Source organism: Piscinibacter sp. XHJ-5 (assembly GCF_029855045.1).
Taxonomy (GTDB): Bacteria; Pseudomonadota; Gammaproteobacteria; order Burkholderiales; family Burkholderiaceae_C; genus Albitalea.
In genome coordinates this window covers 5,330,188-5,355,753 of the sequence record NZ_CP123228.1, presented here as the reverse complement: position 1 = coordinate 5,355,753, position 25,566 = coordinate 5,330,188, and the positions used below count along the sequence as shown (strand labels likewise).

Below are 25,566 nucleotides of genomic sequence, written 5' to 3'. Positions count from 1 at the left end.
TGTCAAAGCCCGGTCGGGCAGGCGAACTCGTTGAGCTCGCGCAGCCGGAACGGATTGCGCACGCTGCTGGCGGTGATCTCGAACACCGCCTTGCGGCCGTCGACGTCGAAGGTCGCGCGAAAGCGCTCGGGCACGCTGGTCGGCTCGATCTTCACGCGATCGAACAGCCGCAGCAGCGCCCACGGGCCGTCGTGCACCAGGCCGAAGGTGCTGCCCGACCCCGGCGGGCTCACCTGCACGCGCACCTGCGACGTGCCGCGCGGCCCCGGCCACTGCACCGAGGTCGGGATCTGCGGCCCGTGGTCGTAGCGCACGATCTGACCGTCGACGTCGAGGATGAACTGCTTCAGCGAGGCGTCCATCTCGACCGGCTTGAACTGAAGCCGCAGCGACGGCGTGTTGCCGGCCGGGAAGAAGGTCTCGCGGATCGCCTGCGCACGCTGGAACTGCGGCAGCGTGCCGGCATCGGTGCCCAGCGGCACGCCCTCGACGGCGCGAAAGCGCCAGGGCCGCGTGGTGGTGTCGACGTAGCTCGCGAGCCGCTGCTGGAAGAGCTGGTCGATCTTGCCGCCGGGCCCGAACAGCAGCGCGAAGTCGGCGGTCGTCGCATCGCGGGGCGAGCGCGGATCGAGCGGGTAGCGGCCGGCCACCGCCTGCTGGCAGAACTCGCCGACCTGCGACCTCACCTCCTGGGCGAGGTTCTGGCGCACGAGGATCTGCGACAGGCTGGCGCTGCTCGCCGACAGGTTGTCCATCATCGAGCGCATCGGCTCGGGCAGGCGCGCCGCTTCGGTCTTCACCTTGTTCGGCAGCGGCGAAGGCTGCGGCGCGGCGCCGCCCTTGACGGCGCTGTCCACCGCATTCAGCAGCAGATGGACCTCTCCGATCAGCGCGATCGTGTCGTCCAGCGGCGGCTTGCCGCCGTCGGGCGCGGTCACCAGGCGGCGCAGGCCGACGAAGCGGTCGTCGACCAGGCTCTCGATGCGCGGGCCGGACTCGGTCTTCTTGGCGGCGAGCGCATCGGCGATCGCGTCGCGGCTCTTCTTCAGCACGTCGGTCGCGCGGTCGCCCGCCTTCTCGACGAGGTTCTTCCCGCTGGAAGCGAGCAGGGTGGTCTCGCGCGACATCGCCTTCATCAGCGGCGGCAGCGGGCTGTCGGGCGCCGACAGCAGGCGCGCCATCTGGATCGATTGCGCGAGGCTGGTCATGGGCAGCAGCCGCACGTCGGCAATGAAGCCTTCCCAGGTCACGGCGTATTCGTTGAGATAGATGCGGCGCACGTCGTCGAGCAGCTGGTCGCCGGCGCGCACCGCGGTCGCGGCGTCCTTGGGCGTCTCGGCCACGCCGAGCACCCAGGCCTGCTCCTCGGCGAGCTGCTGCGCCACCCGCTTGACCTCCTTCTGGAAGCCACGGTAGTAGCCGTCGTACGAGAACAGGCCCGGCACGCCCTTGGTGAGCGGTGCGCCGCTGGCGCGGGTGAACACCAGCGCCGCGTTGTTGCCGGCCGCCCGCACCACCGTGAATTCAGGGAACTCGCTGCCCAGTCCCTGGTGGCGCATGCGGTTGTAGATGCGCTGCGGCAGCGTGACGGTGGCCAGGCGCGCGCGGTGGAAGTCGATCAGCGCCTTGTCCTGCGGCAGCGGTGACACGACCGCGCCTTGCGCGAGCAGCGCATCGAGATGCTCGCTGAGCTGCGCGCGCTGCTCGGCATCGATCGATCGGCCGAGCTGCGCGTCCCAGTCGGCCTCGACGTAGGCCTTCAGCGCATCGGCGTCGAAGTGCTGGACGTCGTGCAGCATCAGGTAAGCCTTCAGCGCCTCGTACAGGCTGTCGGGCGCGGTGCCGGCCTGGCGCAGCTGCTCCTCGACACGCAGGCCGAGGCGCGGGAGCACCGCGTCGACGAGCATGCGGTGGTAGGCCTGGCGTGCGGCGCTGTCGAGCTTGGGTCCCTGGTACAGGCCGAACCCCAGCGACCAGGGCACATCGCGCTCTGCGGCGGGCAGGCTGCGCGTCGCGACCAGCGGGGGCAGCACCGGCAGCACGTCGGGCGAAGCGCGGTTCGGCGCGGCCTGCACGAGCTGGCGCACCTGGTCCACGCGCTGCGCCACGTGGTCGACGTAGCGCCGGTTCTGCACGTAGCTCACGGTCCACGCCGAAAGCGCGGCCACCGTCACGATGCCGGCGGTGGCGTAGCCGCCGCAGGCCAGCCATTGGCGACGGCGCTCCCACTGCAGGTTGGTGCCGGCCAGCCCGCTCTCGGCGAACACCACCTCGCCGAGCAGGCGGGTGAGGAAGTAGCTCTTGCCGCTCGCCTGATTGGGCGCGATGACGGCGCGCTCCAGCCGGTAGCTGCGGGCGATGGAGCCCAGCACGCGGTCGATCGGCGTGCCTTCCTGCGTGCCGCTCACGAAGTACACGCCGCGCAGCAGCGGCTCCGCTTCGTACGGAGACGGGGAGAACACCGTCTCGAGGAACTCCTGCAGCACGCCGCGCAGGCCGGCGAACTGTCCGGGGAAGCCGTAGATGCGCGCGCGCCGCTGCGGATCGCGCTCGGCCTGCAGCCGCTCGATGAGGCCGTCGTTCAGCCGCTGCAGCAGCGCGTCGAACTCGTCGCCGAAGCGCTGCAGCCGCTGCGCGCTGCCGTCGCCCAGCGGGAAGGTGGACCCCCACGGCGTGGCGCGCTGCTCCTTGTCGAGCAATGCGAAGTAATCCATGAAGCCGGCCAGCAGGTCCGACTTGGTGACCAGCAGGTAGATCGGGAAGCGGATCGACAGGTGCTCGTGCAGCTCCTGCAGGCGCTGGCGCACGGTGGCGGCATGGTGGCGCCGCTCGGCCACGCTCTTGGTGAGCAGGTCCGTCACCGACACGGTCACCAGCACGCCGTTGACCGGCTGGCGCGGGCGCGAGCGCTTCAGCATGCCGAGGAAGCCGCCCCAGGTCGCGCGGTCGCTCTCGCGGTCGCTGTCCTGCGTCGTGAAGCGCCCGGCGGTGTCGATCAGCACCGCCTGGTCGGTGAACCACCAGTCGCAGTGGCGCGTGCCGCCGACACCGCGCACCGCATGGTCGCCGACGTTGCCGGCCAGCGGGAACTTGAGTCCGCAGTTGTGCAGCGCCGTCGTCTTGCCCGAGCCCGGCGCGCCGATGATCAGGTACCAGGGCAGCTCGTAGAGGTAGCGTCCGCCGAGCTTGGACGACCAGCCCTGCAGCAGGCCGCCGGCGCCGAAGCGCGCGCGCTTGAGCGTGTGCATCGCCTGCTCGAAGCGCTGGCGCACCGCCAGCAGGTCGGGGCTGTCGGCTTCCTTCTTTTCCGGCCCCGACGCGCTGGTCATCAGCTGCTGGACGACCGCGGAGTTGCCGCGCCGCGCGCGCCAGCTCTTCCACGCCATGACGAGCACGCACAGGGCCGCGATGACGCCGATCGCGATCCAGCGCGACGACTCGGTCTCCAGCGGGTGCGCCTCGCCGATCCCCAGCAGCGGCCCGACGATCCAGATCACCATCGCGACGGCGAGCAGCAGCACCGCGAGCAGCACCCAGCGGTTGAAGATCAGGCCGAGCAGCTTCTTCATCTGGCGGCAGCCTTGTTGGGCGCATCGCGGCCGACGAACAGCGTGACCTCCACGCGCCGGTTCAGCGCGCGATTGCCGGCGGTGTCGTTGGCCACCACCGGCTCGGCATCGGCACGCCCTTCGGCGCGGATGCGCTCGGCCGCAACCTTGCGCGAGACGAGCAGGTCGCGCACCGTGCGCGCGCGCTCCTCCGACAGATGCCAGTTCGACGGGAAGCGCGCCGTGCGCGAGATCGGCTGGCTGTCGGTGTGGCCGGTGACGAGCACGTTGCCGCTGACCTGCGCCAGGGCGTCGGCAATGCGGCCCATCAACGGCTCGCGCTCGGGCAGCAGCGTGGCGCTGCCGGGGGCGAACGCGCCGTCGCCGCGGATGGTGACGACGCTGCGGTCGATCTCGTCGCGCACCGCGACGAGGCCGGCCTTGATGTCCGACTGCAGGAACTGCGCGAGCCGCGGCCTGGGCGCCGGCTGCGGTGCGCTGACCACCGGCGCTGTGAGACGCAGGCTCTGGATCTGGTGGAACACCGGATCCGAACGGGTGTCGAGAGACGACCTCAGCGCCAGGTACACGCCCATCATCAGCAGGGCCGACACGCCGGCGGCCGCGGCCAGCGGCAGCCAGCTGTAGGCGCTGCGGCGCCCGACCGGCTGACCCTGCCAATGCTGTGCCAGCGCATGCGCATGATCGCCGCGCTGCTGCTTGAGGATCTGCGCCAGCTTGTCGCGCACCGCTTCCAGCTGCGCGCGGCCGTTGGCGATGACGCGGTAGCGGCCTTCGAAGCCGAGGGTCAGCGCGCTGTAGATGAGCTCCAGCAGGTCGCGGTTGACGGCGGGCTTCTCGGCCAGCCGCGCCATCAGCTGGAAGACCTTCTCGCCACCCTCGGTCTCGTTGTGGAACATCGCGAGCAGGCTGTGGCCGCCCCACACGCCGGCGCCGCCCCACGGCGTGTCGGCGGCGGCCTCGTCGATCATCGTGCACAGCACGTACCGCGCCGCCATCACGCGCTCGGGCGCGATGCCCTGCGCCGTCGCGCGGGCGGCGAAGTCGCGGATGCCCTGTGCAAGCGAGTTGCGCAGCGCCGCCGGATCGTCGACATGGCGCGTCGCACGCAGCTGGGGCACCACCAGCAGCAGGCGGTTGGCCAGCGCGACCAGGGGATTCAGGCCGTTGTCGCCGGAGGGCTCGGGCGGCGCGGTGTCGCCGCCTATCGTGGCGACGTCCGGCGGGCGGGGGACGGTGGTCGTGCGGCCGCCCGGCGTCGGCTTGATGAAGGTCCGCTGGTCGTCGAGCGCGGCGAAGGGGTCATTGATCGAGGAAGGCTCCATGCGGCTCGTCCTTCATCGTCACTGGCGGATCGCCCACAGCTCGAGCTCCAGCGCGGGAAACTCCCCGGCCACGTGCATCGCCAGGCTGCCGCTGCGCTCGAGCTGCTTCCACAGCTCGCCGCCGCGGTCGAGCTCGAAGTAGTGGAAGCCGGCATGAAAGGGCAGCTGCCGCGGCGCGGTGGGCAGCGAGCGCAGCACGATGCCCGGAAGCTGCAGGTTCACCAGGTCGCGCAGCCGCTCCGGCGGGCCGAGCTTGGACTGCGCCGGGAAGCGGGTGCGCAGCTGCTCGGTCGGCATCTGCGCGTTGACGGCCAGCACGAAGCTCGCGTTGCGCGCCAGCTCGGCGTCGGGAAACACGGCGATGCGCACGCCGTGCGCGCGATCGGCCAGGTCGATCTGGATGGCGTTGCGCTCCAGCACCGTGGACAGCATGCGGCGCAGGTCGGCGATGACCGGCGCGAAGCACGCGTGCAGGTCGTCGTGCCGGTACAGCGGATAGGTGGGCGGGACGCGCGCCTCGCTGGTGAAGGTGGCGAGGTCGCCGGCGAGCTGCAGGCAGGCGAGGTAGAAGTCCAGCGGATGCGTGCTGGGCGCCAGCGCGTGCTGGCGCAGCACCGGCTCGGCGCGGTTGAGCGTCTGCAGCATCAGGAAGTCGGCCATCTCGGACACGCCGTGGCTGAGCTGCCCCATGCGACCCGCGAGGGCGCGCGCTCGCTGGTGCACGAGGCCGTGCAGCAGCGAGGCATGCGCGGACAGCTGCTGGCTGGCGTCGATGCGGGTCTGCGGTGCGATGTAGGCGCGATCGAGCACCACCTGGTTGTCGCTGCGCCGCTCGATGACGCGGGCAACGCCGAGCAGCCCGTAGCCATCGGTCGCGTCCTTGGCGCGCAGCAGTCGCAGGTCGAGCGCACCGGTCTGCACCGGCTCGGGCTCGTCGGCTGCGTTGGTGTGGTCGCGCAGGTCCTCGCTGTTCGCCCGCCAGCGCACCGGCTCCTGGCCGTTCAGGCCGTCGAAGCCGACCTGGGTCACGCCTTCGCGCGCCAGGGGCACGGCAAGGTAGACGACCTCGCCCTTGAGCTCGGCCGGCACATCGAGCGCCAGCGGCTGCGCGTCGTGCTGCGGGATCGAGAACGGCGTGCCGTCGGGCAGCACGCCGGTGGCGCGGGTGAGGCCCAGGCGTCCGACCGCGAGCAGGCCCTCGTCGAGCGCCAGCTCGAAGAAGCCCCAGGCATGCGGGCCGGTCGCGCGCACGCGCATGTCGACCTGGTATTCCACATGCCGCGCTTCCTGCTGGAAGTGATGCGGCAGCAGGAACATGCCCTGCGACCAGACGACTTTGCTGTGGAGGCTCATGCTCGTTCTTTACTTGCCGATCGCGGCCTCGACCGACAGGTCTGCGGCACGGATCGTCAGCTGCTGCTTCTGGCCCGGCTGGATGGCGACGACGCTGCGCCACTTGGAGTGCTCGAGATCGCGGAATGCGGCGATCACGCCGAGAAAGCGCGTGTCGGGCGACAGCGTCTTCGCGTAAGGCTTGCTCTCGCCGGGCGCGAGCACGAACTCTTCCTTGCCGACCAGATCGGCCGCGAGCTCCGCCGTGTCGCGCTGGTACAGCGACATGAAGTCGGCGCTGTTGAACGCGGCGGCCGACTTGAGCTCGTAGACGCGCACGAGCAGCGGCGAAGGCCGCTGGCTGGCGCTGGGATTGATCTGCGCCGAGGCCTGGATGGTGCCGTTCACCTGCGCGGGCTTCGGCGGACCGCCCGCGCAACCGCCGAGCGCTGCTGCCAGGCCCACAGCCGCGGCAAGGTGGAGGCCGAGGATCCTCACGTGCTGTTCTCCCATCGTCCGCTGAAGAGGATAGCCAGCGGCGCTGGCCCGGCTGGGTGACTTAGGTAATCGCGGTGGACATGCGTCTCCGGTTTCGCCATGAAGGCGCGTGGGTCCGTAGCCCCCGCGGCGGGCAGGGTGGTGCGGCGCGCCTAGACTCACCTTCATGGTGCGACTCTGGATGTCCCTCGGCGCGTGCGCCTTCGTCCTCGCGACGCAGCTTCGCGCCACCGCGCAGACCGGCGAGCCGCTGGCGACGTGCATCGCGTCGCTTCGCGCCGAGCTGCCGTCGCGGCCCGACGTGCTGCCGCAGACCTTCGACACCTACACCCGCGACGTGCAGGACCTGCGTCCGTTGATCGACAACGCCACCCGCGCCCAGCCCGAGTTCCAGCTGCCGATCTGGGACTACCTCGCGCGGCGCGCCGACGCGCAGCGCATCGCGCAGGGCCGCGAGCTGATGCAGCGCCAGAGCGCAGCGCTCGAAGGCATCGCGCGCCGCCACGGCGTCGATGCGGCCACCGCGGTCGCCGTGTTCGGCGTGGAGACCGACTACGGCCGCGTCTCGGGCGGCTATCCGGTGGTCGACGCGACGCTGAGCCGCGCCTGCCTCAACCTGAAGAGCGCCGAGCGCAAGCAGCACTTCTTCGCCGCGCTGTGGCTGCTGCAGGAAGGCGTGGTCAAGCGCGAGGACTTCAAGGGCTCGTGGGCGGGCGCCTTCGGCATGACGCAGTTCATGCCGGCCACCTTTGCGCGCTACATGAACGACGGTGACGGCACGGGCTCCGCCGACATCGTCCACAGCGTGCCCGACGCGCTGGCGACCACCGCGCGCTACCTGCGCGGGCTCGGCTGGGCCGACGGCATGCCGTGGGGCGTCGAGGTGAAGGTGCCGCAGTCGCTGGCCGATGCCAACGCGCTGGAATCGGACCACGGCTGCCTGGCGGACGCCAAGCCGGCGGGCCGCTGCCGAAGCGTCGCGCAATGGAGCGCCGCCGGCGTCAAGCGCATCGACGACACGCCGCTGGTGGGCGCGGGCCCGGCGGGACGGCTCGAAGCAAGTCACGCCGGTGCACTCCTGATGCCTGCCGGCCCGGCCGGGCCCGCCTGGCTGGTCACGCCCAACTACCAGGCGATCTGGCGCTACAACCGCGCCGACGCGTATGCGCTGGCCATCGGGCTGCTCTCCGATGCGCTGCGAGGCGGTCCGCTGCAGCGGACCGCCTGGCCCACCGACGACCCGGGGTTGTCGCGGGCCGAGTTCCGCGAGCTGCAAGGGCTGCTCCTGGCGCGCGGACATTGCGAGCTGCGCGTCGACGGCGCCGAGGGACCGCGCACCAGCGCGGCCATCCGCGACGAAGAAAGCAAGCTCGGGTGGACGCCGACGGGACGCGGCGGCGGCAAGCTGCTGGCGGCGTTGCGGTCGCAAGCGGGGCCGGCGTCCGGCTGCGAGGCGCTGGCCGCGGTCGCGGCATCCGGGACGGCCGTGGCGGCTTCGGCGCCGGCATCGGCGGCGTCCGGTGCGGCGCGGCCGCCGCACGAGCCTTCGCCGGCATCGGCGCCGCTGCCGGCCTCGGCACCGTTGCCGCCGGCGCCGGCGGGGAAGTCGAGCTCGCCCTCGTGAGCGAAGCGCCGGGCCACAATCCGGCCCCATGGATCAAGTCGATGCAGTCGTCATCGGGGCCGGCGTCGTCGGTCTGGCCGTCGCCCGGGCGCTCGCGCAGCGGGGCCTGGACACCATCGTCGCCGAAGCGGCGAACGCCATCGGCACCGGCACCAGCTCGCGCAACAGCGAGGTCATCCACGCCGGGCTGTACTACCCCGCCGGGTCGCAGAAGGCGAGGCTGTGCGTGCAGGGCCGCGAGCGCCTGTACGCGTACTGCGAATCCCACGGCATCGAGCACCGGCGCTGCGGCAAGCTGATCGTCGCGCGCGGCCAGGCGCAGCAGGCCAAGCTCGACAAGATCGAGGCCCAGGCCATCGCCAACGGCGTGACCGACGTGCGGCGGCTCGGCGGCGCCGAGGCGCGTGCGATGGAGCCGGCGCTCCTTGCCGACGAAGCGCTGCTGTCGCCGTCGACCGGCATCATCGACAGCCACGGCCTGATGCTGTCGCTGCAGGGCGACATGGAAGCCGCCGGCGGCGCGCTGGCGCTGTTGTCGCCGGTTGAGGCCGTGCGCTGCGGCAAGGGCGTGCACGAGGTCGACGTCGGCGGCGAGAGCGCGACGACGCTGGCCGCGCGCATCGTCGTCAACGCTGCCGGACTGTGGGCCCCGCACGTCGCCTCGCGCACGGCCGGCGTGGCGCCCCGGCATGTGCCGCGGGCGCATTTCGCCAAGGGCAACTACTACTCGCTCGCGGGCCGCGCGCCGTTCTCCCGGCTGATCTACCCGATCCCCGAGGACGCCGGGCTGGGGGTGCACCTGACGCTCGATCTCGCGGGCCAGGCGCGCTTCGGACCCGACGTGGAGTGGCTCGCCGTGGAGTCACCCGAGCGCATCGACTACCGCGTGGATCCGGGGCGCGCCGACGCGTTCTACGCCGAGATCCGCCGCTACTGGCCGGGGCTGCCGGACGGCGCGTTGCAGCCGGCCTACAGCGGCGTGCGGCCCAAGCTAGGCGGTCCCGGCAGCCCGGCCGGCGACTTCGTCGTGCAAGGACCCGCGACGCATGGCATCGGCGGGCTGGTCAATCTGTTCGGCATCGAGTCGCCGGGCCTGACCTCGTGTCTGGCCATCGCCGACGTCGTTGCCGACGCGGTCATTTGAAGGAGCTCGCGATGAACGACACCCTCACCCTGAGTGCTTCCGACTTCCTGCCGGCCGACGGCCATGCCGGCACGCTGGTGGGCCGCGCCTGGCTGCCCGGTCCGACGCCGGGGCCGGGCGTCGTCGTGTTCCGCGAGGGCGGCGTGTTCGATCTCGGCGAGCGCTTCGCGACCATGGCCAGCCTGCTCGAGCGCGACGATCCGGCCGCCCTGGTCAAGGCCGCGCCGGGACGGCGCATCGGCGACCTGGACACGCTGCTGGCCAACACCGCCCGCCGCGTGCGCGACCAGGCGCAGCCCTTCCTGCTGGCGCCGTGCGACCTGCAGGTGATCAAGGCCGCTGGCGTCACCTTCGCCTCCAGCCTGCTGGAGCGCGTCATCGAGGAGCGTGCGGCCGGCGATGCGAGCCGCGCCGCCGGCATCCGCGAGCAGGTCCAGTCGCTGATCGGCGGCGACCTGCAGGCCATACGCCCCGGCTCCGAGCAGGCGATGAAGCTCAAGGCGATGCTGATCGAGCAGCGCATGTGGTCCCAATACCTCGAAGTCGGGATCGGTCCCGATGCCGAGGTCTTCACCAAGGCGCCGGTGATGTCGGCGGTGGGCACCGGCGCGGACATCGGCATCCATCCGGAGTCCGCCTGGAACAACCCCGAGCCCGAGGTGGTGCTCGCCGTGTCCAGCCGCGGCGCCGTGGTCGGCGCCGCGCTGGGCAACGACGTCAACCTGCGCGACTTCGAGGGCCGCAGCGCCCTGTTGCTCGGCAAGGCGAAGGACAACAACGCGTCGTGCGCGATCGGCCCGTTCATCCGTCTGTTCGATGCCGGCTTCTCGCTGGCCGACGTGCGCCAGCAGGACATCGAGCTGGTGGTGGCCGGCACGGACGGCTTCGTGCTGAACGGCGCGAGCACCATGCGCGCCATCAGCCGCGATCCGCAGGAGCTGGCCGACCAGACCGCCGGAAAGAACCACCAGTATCCCGACGGCTTCATGCTGTTCCTCGGCACGCTGTTCGCGCCGGTGGAGGACCGCGATGCGCCCGGCCGCGGCTTCACGCACCACGTCGGCGACATCGTGAGCATCCGCAGCCGCCATCTCGGCACGCTGCGCAATCGCGTCGACACCTGCGACCGCATCGCGCCGTGGACCTTCGGCTTGCGCGCGCTGATGGGCAATCTGGCCGCGCGCGGGCTGCTGGGCGGCCTCTGAGGCCAGCCGCCGGCCGGCTGGTGACTCTTGCTGGAGGCCCCTCGTGGCGGGGCGGGGGGAGCCGTGTGTTGTCCGCGAAGCGGGCTCAGGACCGACGGGCCTGAACCCACTTTCCATCGACCAGCAATTCATGCGGGCGGAACTGCGCCTTGTAGGCCATCTTGTCGCTCTCGCCGATCCAGTAGCCCAGGTACACGTGTGGCAGCTTGAGCAGCCGGGTCTGCTCGATCTGCCACAGCACGTTGTAGGTGCCGTAGCTGGCGTGCGGCTCGGGCTCGTAGAAGGTGTACACGGCGGACAGCCCGTCGTTCAGGATGTCCAGGATGGACACCATCTTCAGGGCGCCGACGCTGCCGTCGGCGTGGCGCTCGCGAAACTCCACCAGCCGTGAATTGACGCGGCTTTGCAGCAGGAACTGGGTGTACTGGTCGATGCTGTCGTGATCCATGCCGCCGCCGCTGTGGCGGCCGGCCTGGTAGCGCAGGTACAGCTGGTAGTGCTCGGGCACGAAGCACAGGCGCAGCACACGCGCCTGCAGGTTCTGGTGGGCCTTCCAGGCGCGGCGCTGGCTGCGGTTGGGCTGGAAGTCGGCCACCGGCACGCGCAGCGGCACGCAGGCGCGGCAGCCGTCGCAGTAGGGCCGGTAGGTGAACATGCCGCTGCGCCGAAAGCCGTTGGCCACCAGGCCGGAGTAGGCGTCGGCGTGGATCAGGTGGCTGGGGGTCGCGACCTGCGAGCGCGCCATGCGGCCCTCCAGGTAGCTGCACGGGTAGGGCGCCGTGGCATAGAACTGGAGCGACGCGAGCGGAAGCTCTTTGGGGTGGGTCACAGGCCAGGGTCCTCGGGGGTGGCGCTCGCCGGATGCTGCACGAGCCGCCGCCACATCGACGGATGATAGGTCCAATCGCGGATGCGCGGCTCCCCCAGGCTGAGTGCCAGCCGGCCCTCGAACTCGCCGCGCGCGATCTCGCGGCCGCCCAGCGACGCGAGGTGGCCGGTGCGCTGCTGGCAGTCGATCATGGCGACGCCCTTCTCGCGGCAGAAGCACACCAGCGCGGCCAGCGCGATCTTGGAGGCGTCGGTGCGGTGGGAGAACATCGACTCGCCGAAGAACATGCGGCCCAGGCTCACGCCGTACAGGCCGCCCACCAGGTCGCCGTCGACCCAGGTCTCGAAGCTGTGCACGAACCCCAGCCGGTGCCACTGGCGGTAGGCCTCGATCATCTCCGGCACGATCCAGGTGCCGTCCTGGCCTTCGCGCGGCGTGCCGGCGCAGGCGGTGATGACCCGGTCGAAGGCGCGGTCGATGCGCACCTCGCAGCCCGGCGTCTTCGTGAAGCGCGCGATGGTCTTGCGCAGCGAGCGCGCCAGCTTGAACTCGCCGACCATGAGCACCATGCGCGGATCGGGTGACCACCACAGCACCGGCTGGCCTTCGCTGTACCAGGGGAACACGCCCTTGGCATAGGCCTCGGTGAGCCGGTCGGGCGTCAGCTCGCCGCCGGCGGCGAGCAGCCCGGGCGCGTCCGAACCCGGAGGCAGCGCGAGCCGGGTGTCGGGCAGGGCGTCGAGGTCACTGTGCAGCCAGCGGATCATGTGGCCACCAGCCCACGCGAGGCTCGGCCCGGCAGCGCGCCAGCTCGTCCTCGCCGACATCGATCTCCATGCGCAGCAGCGCCGCGGCCATGGCCTTGCCCAGGTTGTCCAGACGCAGGTTGCGCGCACCGCCGCCTTGCAGCGCGTCCTTCAGCACCAGCTTGATCGCGAGGATGTTCGGCAGCGGCCAGAGCTGGACCTCACCGGGCAGCCACGGTTCGAAATGCGCCTGCACTCGCGCTGCGCTGACCTCGCGAGCCAGCACCGCATAGCCGGTGGCGTTCCAGGCGAACAAGCCGAAGTCGACCCAATCGGCCTTGTCGCCGCTGCGGGCGTGGGCGATGTCGGCAAGACGGATCTTCATGGCGGACGATGGGTGGTCATGTCTCGATGATCTGGATTTGGGTGTGCGGTTCCACCTGCCCGCGATCGATCAGCGTCGGCCAGATGCCCAGCAATTCTGCGGTGTTGTGCAGGCCATGGAAGCCGCAGGTGTACGCCGGCCCGCTCAGGCCCATCCACGGAAAGAGCCGGCCGAAGCCATCGGCCGCCGATTTCTCGCGGGTGCGCAGCGCGAGACGCACCCATACCTCGTTCAGATCGTCGAGCGCAGCCGGCAGCGGCGCGAGCGCGCCGTGGGCAGAGCTGAGGCCCGGGTATTCGACGAACAGCTCGTCGTGCGGCACGCGCCGCTCGGCCAGCATCGTCTTCACGATGCCGACCGCGGCCTGCGCCTTGCTCCACGCATCGGGCCAGCTGAAGCCCCAGGTGACCTCGGCCTTGTAGCCATCGTGGAAGCCGGCCACGATCTTCAGGCGCTCGGGTCGTCGCCGACCGGTGGCGCCCTCGACGCGCACGCGGTCGTCGCCCAGGTCGGTGAGGCGCAGCGTGCTCATGTCGAGCACCGCGTCGGGCGTGAGGTAGGCGTGGGGGTCGTGCACTTCGTACAGCAGCTGCTGGCGCAGCGTGTCGAAATTGACCCGCCCGCCGGTGCCGGGCGCCTTGGTGATCACCGCCGTGCCGTCGTCCGACACCTCGGCGATCGGATAGCCGAGGTGGGCCAGGTCAGGCACCGCCATCCATGTGCCCAGGCTGCCGAAGTTGCCCCCGCTGCCCTGGCCCGAGCACTCGAGCAGGTGCCCCACCGCGAGCCCCTGGGCCAGCCGGTTCAGCTCGGCCGGGGTGGCGGCGTCCTCCAGATGCCAGCCGAACTCGTGCACCAGCGGGGCGAGGAACAGCGCTGCGTCCGCCACCCGTCCGGTGATCACGATGTCGGCACCCTGGGCCAGTGCGTCGACGATGGGACGCGCGCCGAGGTAGGCGTTGGCGAACACCAGCCGGTCGCGCACCGAAGCGAGCGGCGCGCCGCTGAAGAGGTGCGCGAACGCCGGCGCGTCGGCGCCGGACGTCATCGCCGGCAGCACGTCGTCGCCGGTGACGACCGCGATGCGCGCCTTCCAACCCTTTGTCGCCAAGGCGACACGCAGCGCCTGTGCCGCGCCACCGGGATTGAGCCCGCCGGCATTGCAGATGAACCGGACGCCGCGCTCGCGCATCGACGGCCACAGGCGCAGCACCATCGGAAGCAGGTCTCGCGCATAGCCCAGCGCCGGATCGCGCTGGCGGTCCTTCTGCAGGATGGCGAGGGTCAGTTCCGCCAGGTGATCGCTGGCGATGTACTGCACGCCGCCGCGCTCGATGCTGGCGGCCACCGGCTCCCACGCATCGCCGTAGAAGCCGAGCCCCGAGCCGATGCGCACGGTCTTCGTCATGGTGTCGATTTCCTTTCAGGCGGCATGCTGCCGCAACCCCGGAACATCCCTGACGGGAATCGATGACCCCGGAGGTCAGAATCCCCACACCACAGGAGAGAACGTGTGCAACTGCTCCAGCTGATCATCAGCGGGATTGCGCAAGGGTGCATTTACGGCCTGATCGCGCTCGGCTTCGTGCTGATCTACAAGGCGACCGAGACCGTGAGCTTCGTGCAGGGCGAGCTGATGATGCTCGGTGCCTTCATCGGCCTCGCATGCATGAACTTCCTGGGGTTCCCCTTCTGGCTCGCGGTGCCGTGCGCGATCGTCGCGATGGCGCTGTTCGGCGTGCTGTCGGAGCGGGTGGTGATCCGGCCCATCCTCGGCCAGCCGGCGTTCTCCATCGTCATGCTGACCATCGGCATGGGCTACGTGGGCCGCGGTCTCATCACGATGGTGCCCAACATCGGCACCGAGACGCACACGCTGCCGGTGCCCTACAAGGACCAGGCCTGGAACGTCGGCGCGCTGGTGCTCAACGTCGAGCAGATGGTGGTGATCGGCAGCACCGCGGTGCTGAGCCTGCTGCTGTATGCGATGTTCAAGTACAGCAAGCTCGGCATCGCGATGCAGGCGGCGTCGCAGAACCAGCTCGCGGCGTACTACATGGGCATCCCGGTCAAGCGGCTCAACGGCCTGGTGTGGGGGCTGGCCGCCGCGGTGGCAGCGATCGCGGGGCTGCTGCTCGCGCCGATCACCTTCGTGCACGCCAACATGGGCTTCATCGGGCTGAAGGCGTTCCCGGCCGCGGTGGTCGGCGGCTTCGGCAGCCTGCCGGGCGCGATCGTCGGCGGCTTGATCATCGGCATCGTCGAGTCGCTGTCGGGGTTCTACCTGCCCGACGGGTTCAAGGACACGGCGGCGTACATCGTGGTGCTGCTCATGCTGGTGGTCAAGCCGAACGGGTTGTTCGGGGAAAGGCTGCGGAAGAAGGTATGAGCGCCACCCCGTTCGCACTGAGCTTGTCGAAGTGCCGGATCGCACCGATCCAACCGTTCACGCCGAGATTGTCGAAGCGCGCGCCCACGTTGGCACGCGGGGCCTCGACAAGCTCGGCCCGAACGGCAGGTGGCTGACGCCCGGGAGCCCCATGCGCTTCATCTTCAAGACCGACTACAACCAGGACATCCGCCTGGCCAAGCACGGCGGCCAGGTCTTCTGGTACTCGGGCCTGCTGGTCGCGATGCTCCTCGCCCCGTGGGGGATCAGCGAATACTGGCTCGCGCAGCTGACGCTGATCCTCATCTACGGCATCGTCGGCCTGGGCCTCATGCTGCTGGCAGGCTTCACCGGCCAATTCTCCATCGGCCACGCGGCCTTCCTCGGCGTCGGCGCCTACACCGAAGCGGTGCTCACCGGCGCCGGCGTGCCGTTCCCTCTGTCGATCGCCGCCGCCGGCGCGCTGTCGGCTGCCGTCGGCGTGGTCGTCGGCTTGCCGGCGCTGCGCGTGAAAGGGGTGTACCTCGGCATCGCGACGCTGTCGTTCGGCTTCATCGTCGAAGAGGTCTTCGCGCGCTGGGAAAGCGTGACCGGCGGCAATGCGGGCAAGCACGTCAAGTCGCCGGAGATGTTCGGCTGGACGCTCGACAGCGGCCCGCAGTTCTACTTCCTCTGCCTGCTGCTGGCCATCGCCGCCACGCTGGCCATCCTGAACCTGCTGCGCTCGCCCACCGGCCGCGCGTTCGTCGCCATCCGCGATTCCGAGGTGTCGGCGCAGAGCATGGGCATTCACCTCGCGCGCTACAAGACGATGTCGTTCGCCATCTCGGCCGCGCTGGCCGGCGTGGGCGGCGCGCTGTATGCGCACAACCTGCACTTCATCTCGCCGGAGCAGTTCAACATCCTGCAGTCGATCGACCTGCTGCTGATGGTGGTGATCGGCGGACTGGGCTCGGTGCACGGCGCCTTCCTCGGCGCGATCTTCCTGATCAGCATGCCGCAGGTCATCGCGCTGGCCAAGGACTGGCTGCCGTCGGCGATCGGCCAGGCGCCGGGACTCCAGGGTGCCGTGTACGGGTTGGTCCTGATCGCCTTCGTGATGTTCGAGCCGTTGGGGCTGTATGGCCGCTGGCTCAAGGTGCGCACCTATCTGCAGCTGTTCCCGTTCTACCGGCGCGGACTGTTCAAGCGGCAGAAGAGCTTCCAGAAATCGGAGCGCTTGCGGTGACCGACATCCTCCTCTGCGCCACGAATCTCAGCGTGCGCTTCGGCGGCGTGCTGGCGGTCAACAACGTCAGCTTCGACGTGCGCCGTGGCGAGGTCTTCACGCTGATCGGCCCCAACGGCGCCGGCAAGACGACGGTGTTCAACCTCATCAGCCGGATCTACGTGCCGACCGCCGGCGACATCGAGTTCGAAGGCCGCAAGCTGTCGCAGGTGGCGCCCCACGAGGTGGCCAGGCTCGGCATCGCGCGGACCTTCCAGAACATCGAGCTGTTCGAGCACGCCACCGTCTTGCAGAACCTGCTGATCGGACGCCACACGCACCGCAAGACGGGCTTCTGGAGCGACGTCTTCTTCACTCCCCGGACCCGGCGCGCGGAGATCGCGGCGCGCGAGAAAGTGGAGCAGGTGATCGACCTGCTCGATCTGCAGCATCACCGCGAGTCCATGGTCGCCGGCCTGCCGTACGGCGTGCGCAAGGTGGTCGAGCTGGCGCGCGCGCTGTGCACGCAACCCAAGCTGCTGCTGCTGGACGAGCCGTCGTCGGGCCTGAACACCGAGGAGACCGACGACATGGTCTTCTGGATCCGCGACATCCAGCAGGAGCTGGGCGTCACGGTGCTCATGGTCGAGCACGACATGAGCCTGGTGTCCAAGGTGTCTGACCGTGTGCTGGCGATGAACCAGGGCGAGATGCTGGCGCTCGGCACGCCGGCCGAGGTGCAGTCGCATCCGGGGGTGATCGAGGCGTACCTGGGGTCGGTGGACGACGTGTCCAATCTGCGCAGGGCGGCATGAGGAGGCTCACGTGACCGACATGCTCACCCTCATGAACGTCGAGAGCGCCTACGGCCCCATCCGCGCCATCCGCGGCGTCAGTCTCAAGGTGCGCCAGGGCGAGATCGCGACCGTGCTGGGCTCCAACGGCGCCGGCAAGACGACCATCCTGAAGACCATCTCCGGGATCATCGATCCGCGCAAGGGCAGCATCTCGTTCAAGGGCCAAGACATCACCGCCAAGGACCCTGCGCACATCGTGCAGCAGGGGCTGGGCCATGTGCCGGAAGGCCGCGAGGTGTTCCCGCTGCTGACGGTGCGCGACAACCTGCTGATGGGCGCCTACACGCGCCGCGACCGCGACGGCGTCGCACGCGACATGGAGACGGTGTTCGCCTATTTCCCGATCCTCAAGGAGCGAGCGTCGCAGGACGCCGGGCTCCTGTCGGGCGGCCAGCAGCAGATGCTCGCGATCTCGCGCGCGCTGATGGCCGCGCCGGAGCTGATGCTGCTCGACGAGCCCAGCCTCGGCCTCAGCCCCAAGCTCACCAAGGAGATCTTCGAGATCGTCGTGCGCATCAACCGCGAGCGCGGCACGACCATCCTGCTCGTCGAGCAGAACGCCAACATGGCGCTCAACGCCGCCGACTACGGCTACGTCCTGGAGACCGGCCGCATCGTCATGGAAGACAGCTGCGACAAGCTGCGCGAGAAGGACGACATCAAGGAGTTCTACCTCGGCATCAAGGATGCGGGCGTGCGCGGCGAGCGGCGGTGGAAGAAGAAGAAGACGTGGAGGTGACGGCATGAGACTGCGCAGTCCGATTTGCAGAGCCCGTGCGCGCGGCCGCCCGCAGCGGGGCTCCGTCCCCCGGGAGGAACGGCTGCGGCACGCCGCAGACGAGGGGCTGTCATGAGCAACTTGTGGGACCTGAAGCACGTCGGCAAGCCCGGCGACATCGCCCTCGAAGGCGAGACCGTCCCCGAGATGTTCTGGAACGGCGTTGCCAGGCGCAGCGACACCGTGCTGATGCGCCAGAAGGACCTGGGCCTGTGGCGCAGCTGGACCTGGAAGCAGACCGGCGACGCCGTGCGCGAGCTCGCCCACGGCCTGATGGCGCTGGGCTTCCAGCCGCACGACTGCGCATCGGTGCTCGCGAACACCGTCGTGGAATGGGTGCTCGCCGACCTGGCGGTGCTGAGCTGCGGCGGCGTGTCCAACGGCATCTATCCCACCGACGCCGCGACACAGGTGCACTACCTGTGCGAGGACTCGCGCACGACGGTGCTGTTCGTCGAGGACGAGGAGCAGCTCGACAAGGCGCTGGAGGTGCGAGACGGTCTGCCGTTGCTGCGCAGGATCGTCGTCTTCGACATGGAAGGCCTGCGCGAGCTGCGCGATCCGCAGGTGATGAGCCTGGAGGCGCTGCGCCAGCTGGGCCGCGAGCATCAGGCCCGGCATGCCGGCGAGCTCCAAGCGCGCGTACAGGCCTGCCGTCCCGACGACCTGGCCATCCTGGTCTATACCTCCGGCACCACCGGCAAGCCCAAGGGCGCGATGCACAGCCACCGCGGCATCGTGCATACCGTGCGCGGCTACAACGCGATCGTGTCGCAGGACGAGCACGACGAGCGCATGTGCTTCCTGCCGCTGTGCCACATCGCCGAACGCATCGGCGGCGAGTACTTCGCCGTCTACACCGGCTCCAAGCTGAACTTCGTGGAGAACCCCGAGACGGTGCCCGAAAACGTTCGCGAGATCGCGCCCACCGTCTTCACCGCGGTACCGCGCGTGTGGGAGAAGTTCTATTCGGCGGTGACCATCGCGCTGCGCGACGCGAGCCGGCTGCAGCAGGCGGTGTACCGGTGGGCCATCGGCGTCGGCACCCGCATCGCCGAGCTCACCCTGGCCGGCCAGCCGGTGGGACCGCTGCTGAAGCTGCAGTTCCGGCTCGCGCGCTTCCTGGCGCTGGACAACGTGCGCAAGCTGATCGGCATCCACCGCGCGCGCTTCCTGCTGACGGGCGCCGCGCCCATCTCGCCCGATCTCGTCAAGTGGTACCTCGCCCTCGGCGTGCCCATGCTCGAGGTGTGGGGCATGACCGAGACCTGCGGCGCGTCGACCTTCACGCCCCCCGCGCGGATCAAGCCCGGCATGATCGGCATCGCGGCGCCGCACAACGACGTGAGGATCGATCCGGCCACCGGCGAGATCCTGGTGCGCGGCACCAACGTCTTCATGGGCTACCTGAACCTTCCCCAGAAGACCGCCGAGACCATCACGCCCGAAGGCTGGCTGCACACCGGCGACGTGGGCCTGGTCGACAACGACGGCTACTTCAAGATCACCGACCGGATGAAGGACATCATCATTACGGCCGGCGGCAAGAACGTCACGCCGAGCGAGCTCGAGAACGACCTGAAGTTCTCGCCGTACATCACCGACGCGGTGGTCATCGGCGATCGGCGCGCCTACCTCACGGCGATCGTCATGGTGGACCAGGAGAACGTCGAGAAGTACGCGCAGGAGCACGACATCCCGTTCTCCAACTACGCGAGCCTCACGCGTGCACGGGAGATCCAGGAGCTCATCTGGGGCGAGATCGACCGCGTGAACAGGAAGTTCGCGCGCGTCGAGCAGATCAAGAAGTTCTTCCTGCTCGAGACGCAGCTCACGGCCGAGGACGAGGAGCTCACGCCGACGATGAAGCTCAAGCGCAAGCTCGTCGAGAGGAAATACGCGGATCGCATCGAAGCGATGTACACCTAAGGAGACAGACCATGAGACTGAAGACTGTTCTTCCTGCCGCCCTGCTGGCGCTGGCCGCCGGCTTCGCGCAGGCGCAGGCCACCCAGGGCGTGACCAAGTCCGAGATCGTCATCGGTTCCATCCAGGACCTGTCGGGGCCGATCGCCGGCTTCGGCAAGCAGATCCGCAACGGCATGCTGCTTCGGCAGGACGAGGTCAACGAGCAGGGTGGCATCAACGGCCGCAAGCTCAAGCTGCTGTTCGAGGACTCGGCCTACGACCCGAAGAAGGCCGTGCTGGCCGCGCAGAAGCTGGTCAACCAGGACAAGATCTTCGCGATGGTCGCGCACATCGGCACGCCGACGAACAACGCGGCGATGCCGGTGCAGTTCGAGAAGAACGTCATCAACTTCTATCCGGTGACGGCGGCGCGCGAGATGTACGAGCCGTTCCATCGCCTCAAGTTCTCCGGCGGCTCCAGCTACTACGACCAGATGCGGGTGTCGCTGCCGCGGCTCATCAAGGAGAAGAGCGCGAAGAAGGTCTGCATCATCTACCAGGACGACGACTTCGGCCTCGAGGTGCTGCGCGGCGCCGAAGCGGGCGTGAAGGCGATGAACATGGAGCTGGCGGAGAAGACCTCGTACAAGCGCGGCGCGACCGATTTCTCGTCGCAGGTCGCGCGCATGAAGTCGGCGAACTGCGAGCTGGTGGTGCTGGGCACCATCATCCGCGAGACCATCGGCACCATTGCCGAGAGCCGCAAGACCGGCTTCAACCCGACCTTCATGGGCTCCAGCGCCGTGTACACCGACCTGATCCACAAGCTGGGCGGCAAGGCGATGGACGGCCTGTACGGCATGCACACGGTGCAGCACCCGTACCTCGACGAGGCCTCGCAGCCGATCCGCTTCTGGGCCAACAAGTACAAGACCCGCTTCAACGAGGACCCGACGGTGTTCTCGGTGTACGGCTATGCCTTCCTCGACAACTTCATCAAGGCGGCGCAGAAGGCCGGGCCCAACCTCACCACCGACAGCTTCATCAAGGCGATGGAGTCGATGACGATTCCCACCGACATGTTCGGCGGGCCGGAAGCCACCTTCGGCCCGAAGAAGCACTGGGGCAGCGAGCTGTCGCGCATGTCGCAGATCCAGGACGGGCGCTGGAAGGTGGTGGCGGACTACGCCAAGCCCTGAGCGCCTGCGCTCGCGTCAGCGCGGCTTGTTGGCCGCGCTTTCGGTCTGGGCGCGCAGGCGCTCTTCCTGCGCCCTCAGCTCGGGGGTGAACTCGGCGCCGAAGTCCTCGGCCTCGAACACCGGGCGGATCTCGATCTCGGACTCGCCCTCCATCGGATTCGGGCAGCGCCGGACCCATTCGATCGCCTCGTCCATCGACCGGACTTGCCACAGCCAGAATCCCGCGACGAGTTCCTTCGTCTCGCTGAACGGCCCGTCGATCACGGTCCGCTGGCTGCCGGAGAAGCGCACCCGCTTGCCCTTGGCGCTGGGATGCAGGCCTTCGCCCGCGAGCATCACGCCGGCCTTGACCAGCTCCTCGTTGAATCGGCCCATGGCCGCGAGCAGTTCGGTGCTCGGCATCTTGCCGGCTTCGGACTCGCGGGTCGCCTTCACCATCACCATCACACGCATGTCGTCTCTCCTTCGATTCGGGTTGGAGCCTCGTGGGGCTCTGACACTACGACGAATCGGGATGCCGGAAATCGACAGGGTTCAACGCGATCGTTCAGCTTTCCTTGCCTTCGAGCTTGCGGATCAGCTCCCGCGCCTCGTCGCCTTCGGGAATCGGCCGGCCCGAGTCGCGCCATTGCACGGCGGCCTTGAAGCCCTCGGCCTGCGCGTAGCGGCGGAACCAGAGCCCCTCGGGGTTGTGGCGGGTGATGCCGTCGAACACCGTGGCCATCGCCTGGCTCTGCTCGAGCCCCATCGTGAGCATCACCTGGTTGACGACCATCTTGTGCATCGCCAGGTGGCTGCGCGGCACGCCGGCGATGCGCCCGGCCAGGCGCATCGCCGCCGCCTCCAGCTGATCGGCCGGGACCGCCTCGTTGGCGAGTCCCCAGGCCGCGGCCGTGAGGCCGTCGATGGTGTCTCCGGTGAACATCAGCTGCTTGGCGCGCGCCGGGCCGAGGCGATAGGTCCACATCGCGGTCGTCGGGCAGCCCCACACCCGCGTGGGCATGTAGCCGATGCGCGCGTCGTTCGCCATGACCAGCAGGTCGCAGCACAGCGCGATGTCGCTGCCGCCGGCCACCGCGTGGCCGTGCACCTTGGCGATCGTCGGCTTGGGGCTGCGCCACAGGGTCATGAAGTCCTCGGTGTTGCGCTTCATGACGGCGTAGTCGGCCATCGGGTCCCACGGCGTGCGCTCCTGCTGGCAGGGATGGTCGATGCGGCCCGAGCCGAAATGGGCGAGGTCGTAGCCGCCGCAGAACCCCTTGCCCGCGCCTTCGACGACGATGACGTGGACCTCGTCCTCGGCCTGCGCCCATTCGACCGCGGCGCGGATCTCGCGCGGCGTGTCGTCGTTGATCGCGTTCAGCCGTTCGGGCCGGTTCAGCAGGAGCCGTGCGATGCGCGGGTGCGCCGGGTCCTTGTCGATGCGCAGCGTGGAGAAGTCGGGCATGGCGATCCTCGCGAAGTCCGGGGGCGCCATCGATGATGCACCGGCCGGGGTGCCGACAGGAACGGGGTTTGCTGCGTCTGGGTGCCGCGGAACTTTCCGCGCGCCACCGAAAAGGATCCGCCATGAACACCCGCATCCACCAGCCGGACGACACCTCCAAGAAGCGCGACGACAAGCAGGAGGAGCTGCCCACCCGCGAACGGCACCCGTCCGGGACGGGCAAGTCCGGCGAGGGCGGCCTGCTGCGCGAGGAACCCGGCCCGGCCGACAAGGGCCCGGGCAGCGCCAGCGCCGACACCGGCATGACATCGGATGGGCGCGGCTGACGCGAGCCGCCGCGCTTCCTCTCGCGCCGGGGGGAGGGGCGGACGAATTCCCCTCACCCCGACCCTCTCCCGCGTGGCGCGAGAGGGGGAGCATCCAGCGGGAGAGAGAAGGACTCAACGAAGGCGCCGATGCCCGACGTCGAAGTCGTTGCGTCCGCTGCGGTCGACGCCCTTGAGCAGCCACAGCGGCCGCTGCGCGAAGTTGACGGGTACCCCGGTCTGTCCGTCGGCCGGCCGCAGGTGGCGCTCGAAGACCGAGGTCGACGGCATGTAGCGCAGCGCGACGCCGGTGCGCCGCTGCCGGGAGGTGTTGGCCTTGGCACCGTGAATCATGTACACGTCGTGCAGCGACATCTGCCCCGGCTGCAACTCGAGGTCCACCGCGTCGGCCTCGTCGAAGCTGCCGGCCGCCATGCGCTGGTTGAGCGTCAGGTCTTCCCGGTCTTCATGCAGGTGCTCGTGCAGCACCCGCTCGCGATGCGATCGGGGGATGACGCGCAGGCAGCCGTTGGCCGCCGTCGAAGGCTCCAGCGCCACCCACACGGTGCAGTTGGCGAGTGGCCGGATGGGCCAGTAGTGGCCGTCCTGGTGCCAGGGTGTCTCGTAGCCTTCGTGCGGCGGCTTGCAGAACACGTGGCAGCCCCACAGGATCACGTCGTCGCCGATGACGCCGGACACCAGCTCGACGATCTCCGGGTCCATGGCCAGGTCGAGGAACTCGCGGCTGCCGCGCACGCCCTCGCCGTTGTCGCCCTCGATGTGGGCCGACACCAGCTTCTCGGGGCGCACGCCGGGGTTGTCGCGGATCAGCCGATCGAGCGCTTCGGCCATCTGCGCGACGCGCTGCGCGGGCAGCGTGAACTGCGGGATGAGCCAGCCTTCGCGGCGGTAGTGCTCGATCTCGGACCCGGACAGGCGTGCCATGCCGCAAGCCTCAGGCCGGGTGCGTGGGATCGACCCACGGCACTTCCTCGGGCGGCTCGGCCGGCTCGATGTCGAGGTTGACGGCCACGGCTTCGCCGTCGCTGCGCACCAGCACGCATTCGAGCGTCTCGGTGCGACTCGCGTTGATCTCCTGGTGAGGCACGTATGGGGGCACGTAGATGAAGTCGCCCGGACCGGCTTCGGCGGTGAATTCCAGCCGCTCGCCCCAGCGCATGCGGGCGCGTCCCTTTACGACGTAGATCACGCTCTCGAGCGGCCCATGGTGATGGGCGCCGGTCTTCGCGTTCGGATGGATGTGCACCGTGCCGGCCCAGAGCTTCTGCGCGCCGACCCGGGCGAAGGTGATGGCGGCCTGGCGGTCCATGCCGGGCGTCTGCGCCGTGTTGGGGTCGAGCCGGTCGCCCGGGACGACGCGCACGCCGTCGTGTTTCCAGCGGGAGGAGGCGTCCATGGCGGCATTTTGCGCCGCCGCGCCGACAATGACGCGATGTCTTCTTTCAGCCCAGCAGACGCGCCTGCCGAAGGTCCGGGCGGGGCGCGCAAGGCCGCCGAGGCGGTGGCGCGGGCGAGCTACGGCAAGCTCGTCGCCTTTCTGGCCGCACGCAGCCGCGATGTCGTCGCGGCCGAGGATGCGCTGTCCGAAGCCTTCGCGGCGGCGCTCGCCGACTGGCCGGTGCACGGCATCCCGCGCACGCCCGAAGCCTGGCTGCTGACGGTGGCGCGGCGCCGGCTCATCGATGCGGCCCGGCGGCGGCGCTCGGGCGAGGAGGCGGTGCCGACGCTCTTGCTGCTTGCCGACGAGCTGGAGGACGGGCCTGGCAGCGAGACGGCGATCCCTGACGAGCGCCTGCGGCTGATGTTCGCCTGCGCGCACCCGGCCATCGACGCAGGGGTGCGCGCGCCGTTGATGCTGCAGACCGTTCTGGGCTTCGATGCCGCGACCATCGCGTCGGCCTTCCTGGTCGCGCCCTCGGCCATGGGCCAGCGGCTGGTGCGCGCGAAGAGCCGCATCCGGCAAGCCGGGATTCCGTTTAGCGTGCCCGATCACGAGGAGCTGCCGGAGCGCCTTCGCGCGGTGCTCGACGCGATCTACACCATCTACACCGAGGGTTGGTCCGACCCCGCCGGCGTGCAGTCGCGCAGCCGCGGCCTGGCGGAGGAAGCGATCTGGCTCGGGCGGCTGGTGGCTTCGCTGCTGCCACAGGAGCCCGAGGCGCTCGGCCTGCTCGCCCTGATGCTGCACGCCGAGGCACGACGCGACGCGCGGCGCGATGCGCAGGGTGGCTTCGTGCCGCTGGATGCCCAGGACCCGGCGCGCTGGGACGCCGCGCTCATCGGCGAGGCGGAGGCGCTGCTGCTGGCGGCGAGCCGTCTGGACGCGCCGGGGCGCTTCCAGCTCGAAGCGGCGGTGCAGTCGGCGCATGCCGCGCGGCGCCTCACCGGTGCCACCGACTGGGCGGCCATCGTCTCGCTCTACGACGCGCTGCTCACGCTCACCGGCTCGACCGTCGTCGCCATCAACCGGGCGGTGGCGCTGGCGTCATGTCTCGGTGGCGCGCAAGGTGCGGCCACCGGCGTGCAGGCACTCGATGCCCTGGTGCCGGATGCGCAGCTCGTCGCCTACCAGCCGTACTGGGCGGCCCGTGCCGCGCTGCTCGCGCGCGCCGGGGATCGCGCGGCCGCCGCCGAGGCATATCGGCGCGCGATCGGCCTGGAGACCGACCTGGCGGTGCGGCACTTTCTGCAGGGCGAGCTCGAGCGCATCGACGCGTCGGCCGGATGAAGGGTCGCGTGGGAGCAGATGGTCGCCCACTGCTGTGGCCCTCACCCCAGCCGCGCCACGCCGAAACAAA

The 25,566-nt window shown here is 69.8% G+C and carries 23 protein-coding genes; 11 read left to right on the top strand and 12 right to left on the bottom strand.

The genetic code is table 11. The features are described 5' to 3' along the window. Positions 1–2 precede the first annotated feature (2 nt). The 4 genes from tssM to tssJ are packed head-to-tail and all read right to left on the bottom strand — an operon-like array spanning position 3 to position 6,724. On the bottom strand, positions 3–3,569 hold the full coding sequence (gene tssM / locus P7V53_RS25280) for a type VI secretion system membrane subunit TssM (RefSeq protein WP_280152254.1): 3,567 nt from the start codon (positions 3,567–3,569) through the stop codon (positions 3–5). Further along, complete coding sequence (locus P7V53_RS25275) at positions 3,566–4,894, bottom strand: DotU family type VI secretion system protein (RefSeq protein ID WP_280152253.1); 1,329 nt, start codon at positions 4,892–4,894, stop codon at positions 3,566–3,568. Before P7V53_RS25275 ends, tssM begins: the two co-directional genes overlap by 4 nt. An 18-nt stretch (positions 4,895–4,912) precedes the next feature. Next, a complete protein-coding gene (tssK, locus tag P7V53_RS25270) occupies positions 4,913–6,247 on the bottom strand; it encodes a type VI secretion system baseplate subunit TssK (protein ID WP_280152252.1) in 1,335 nt (444 codons plus the stop codon). Positions 6,248–6,256: 9 nt separating this feature from the next. Further along, a complete protein-coding gene (gene tssJ / locus P7V53_RS25265; protein ID WP_280152251.1) occupies positions 6,257–6,724 on the bottom strand; it encodes a type VI secretion system lipoprotein TssJ in 468 nt (155 codons plus the stop codon). A 166-nt stretch (positions 6,725–6,890) separates the two neighbouring features. On the opposite strand from tssJ, the gene P7V53_RS25260 reads away from it, so the two are divergent. The 3 genes from P7V53_RS25260 to P7V53_RS25250 are packed head-to-tail and all read left to right on the top strand — an operon-like array spanning position 6,891 to position 10,697. Continuing rightward, positions 6,891–8,348, top strand: a complete 1,458-nt coding sequence (locus P7V53_RS25260) for a lytic murein transglycosylase (RefSeq protein WP_280152250.1) — start codon at positions 6,891–6,893, stop codon at positions 8,346–8,348. 28 nt (positions 8,349–8,376) lie between these two features. Continuing rightward, on the top strand, positions 8,377–9,492 hold the full coding sequence (locus tag P7V53_RS25255; protein WP_280152249.1) for an NAD(P)/FAD-dependent oxidoreductase: 1,116 nt from the start codon (positions 8,377–8,379) through the stop codon (positions 9,490–9,492). Positions 9,493–9,503: 11 nt separating this feature from the next. Then, positions 9,504–10,697 (top strand): fumarylacetoacetate hydrolase family protein, encoded by a 1,194-nt coding sequence (locus P7V53_RS25250; RefSeq protein ID WP_280152248.1) that lies wholly within the window; start codon positions 9,504–9,506, stop codon positions 10,695–10,697. 85 nt (positions 10,698–10,782) lie between these two features. Here the strand turns inward: P7V53_RS25250 and P7V53_RS25245 are convergent, their stop codons facing one another. From P7V53_RS25245 to P7V53_RS25230, 4 genes are read right to left on the bottom strand one after another with little or no spacing between them, the layout of a single operon-like run. After that, entirely contained in the window at positions 10,783–11,526 is a 744-nt protein-coding gene (locus P7V53_RS25245; protein ID WP_280152247.1) for an arginyltransferase, read from the bottom strand. Then, positions 11,523–12,293, bottom strand: coding sequence for a leucyl/phenylalanyl-tRNA--protein transferase (gene aat / locus P7V53_RS25240; protein ID WP_280152246.1), 771 nt, complete (start codon positions 12,291–12,293; stop codon positions 11,523–11,525). The genes P7V53_RS25245 and aat overlap by 4 nt, the downstream gene beginning before the upstream one ends. Next, a complete protein-coding gene (locus tag P7V53_RS25235) occupies positions 12,271–12,657 on the bottom strand; it encodes a hypothetical protein (RefSeq protein WP_280152245.1) in 387 nt (128 codons plus the stop codon). The genes aat and P7V53_RS25235 overlap by 23 nt, the downstream gene beginning before the upstream one ends. A gap of 16 nt (positions 12,658–12,673) precedes the next feature. Further along, positions 12,674–14,065: a DUF1446 domain-containing protein gene (locus tag P7V53_RS25230; protein ID WP_280152244.1), complete on the bottom strand. Its 1,392-nt coding sequence runs from the start codon at positions 14,063–14,065 to the stop codon at positions 12,674–12,676. Positions 14,066–14,170: 105 nt separating this feature from the next. On the opposite strand from P7V53_RS25230, the gene P7V53_RS25225 reads away from it, so the two are divergent. From P7V53_RS25225 to P7V53_RS25200, 6 genes are all read left to right on the top strand, one after another. Continuing rightward, complete coding sequence (locus P7V53_RS25225) at positions 14,171–15,046, top strand: branched-chain amino acid ABC transporter permease (protein WP_280152243.1); 876 nt, start codon at positions 14,171–14,173, stop codon at positions 15,044–15,046. A gap of 151 nt (positions 15,047–15,197) precedes the next feature. After that, positions 15,198–16,274, top strand: coding sequence for a branched-chain amino acid ABC transporter permease (locus P7V53_RS25220; protein WP_280152242.1), 1,077 nt, complete (start codon positions 15,198–15,200; stop codon positions 16,272–16,274). After that, on the top strand, positions 16,271–17,068 hold the full coding sequence (locus P7V53_RS25215; protein ID WP_280152241.1) for an ABC transporter ATP-binding protein: 798 nt from the start codon (positions 16,271–16,273) through the stop codon (positions 17,066–17,068). The genes P7V53_RS25220 and P7V53_RS25215 overlap by 4 nt, the downstream gene beginning before the upstream one ends. Before the next feature lie 19 nt (positions 17,069–17,087). After that, positions 17,088–17,849 (top strand): ABC transporter ATP-binding protein, encoded by a 762-nt coding sequence (locus tag P7V53_RS25210; protein WP_280156613.1) that lies wholly within the window; start codon positions 17,088–17,090, stop codon positions 17,847–17,849. Positions 17,850–17,960: 111 nt separating this feature from the next. Then, on the top strand, positions 17,961–19,817 hold the full coding sequence (locus P7V53_RS25205; protein ID WP_280152240.1) for a long-chain fatty acid--CoA ligase: 1,857 nt from the start codon (positions 17,961–17,963) through the stop codon (positions 19,815–19,817). Positions 19,818–19,828: 11 nt separating this feature from the next. After that, positions 19,829–20,995: an ABC transporter substrate-binding protein gene (locus P7V53_RS25200; RefSeq protein ID WP_280152239.1), complete on the top strand. Its 1,167-nt coding sequence runs from the start codon at positions 19,829–19,831 to the stop codon at positions 20,993–20,995. Positions 20,996–21,010: 15 nt separating this feature from the next. Here P7V53_RS25200 and P7V53_RS25195 read toward each other — a convergent pair whose 3' ends face one another. Beyond that, on the bottom strand, positions 21,011–21,448 hold the full coding sequence (locus P7V53_RS25195; RefSeq protein WP_280152238.1) for a YciI family protein: 438 nt from the start codon (positions 21,446–21,448) through the stop codon (positions 21,011–21,013). A 94-nt stretch (positions 21,449–21,542) separates the two neighbouring features. Then, complete coding sequence (locus P7V53_RS25190) at positions 21,543–22,442, bottom strand: crotonase/enoyl-CoA hydratase family protein (RefSeq protein WP_280152237.1); 900 nt, start codon at positions 22,440–22,442, stop codon at positions 21,543–21,545. Positions 22,443–22,564: 122 nt separating this feature from the next. On the opposite strand from P7V53_RS25190, the gene P7V53_RS25185 reads away from it, so the two are divergent. Further along, positions 22,565–22,768 (top strand): hypothetical protein, encoded by a 204-nt coding sequence (locus tag P7V53_RS25185; RefSeq protein ID WP_280152236.1) that lies wholly within the window; start codon positions 22,565–22,567, stop codon positions 22,766–22,768. Positions 22,769–22,882: 114 nt separating this feature from the next. On the opposite strand, the gene P7V53_RS25180 is transcribed toward P7V53_RS25185, so the two are convergent. Continuing rightward, positions 22,883–23,692, bottom strand: a complete 810-nt coding sequence (locus tag P7V53_RS25180) for a phytanoyl-CoA dioxygenase family protein (RefSeq protein ID WP_280152235.1) — start codon at positions 23,690–23,692, stop codon at positions 22,883–22,885. A gap of 10 nt (positions 23,693–23,702) precedes the next feature. After that, positions 23,703–24,164: a cupin domain-containing protein gene (locus P7V53_RS25175; RefSeq protein ID WP_280152234.1), complete on the bottom strand. Its 462-nt coding sequence runs from the start codon at positions 24,162–24,164 to the stop codon at positions 23,703–23,705. Between the two features lie 36 nt (positions 24,165–24,200). Between P7V53_RS25175 and P7V53_RS25170 the strand changes: the two genes are divergently transcribed. Beyond that, a complete protein-coding gene (locus P7V53_RS25170; RefSeq protein WP_280152233.1) occupies positions 24,201–25,496 on the top strand; it encodes a DUF6596 domain-containing protein in 1,296 nt (431 codons plus the stop codon). The last annotated feature ends 70 nt before the right edge of the window (positions 25,497–25,566 follow it).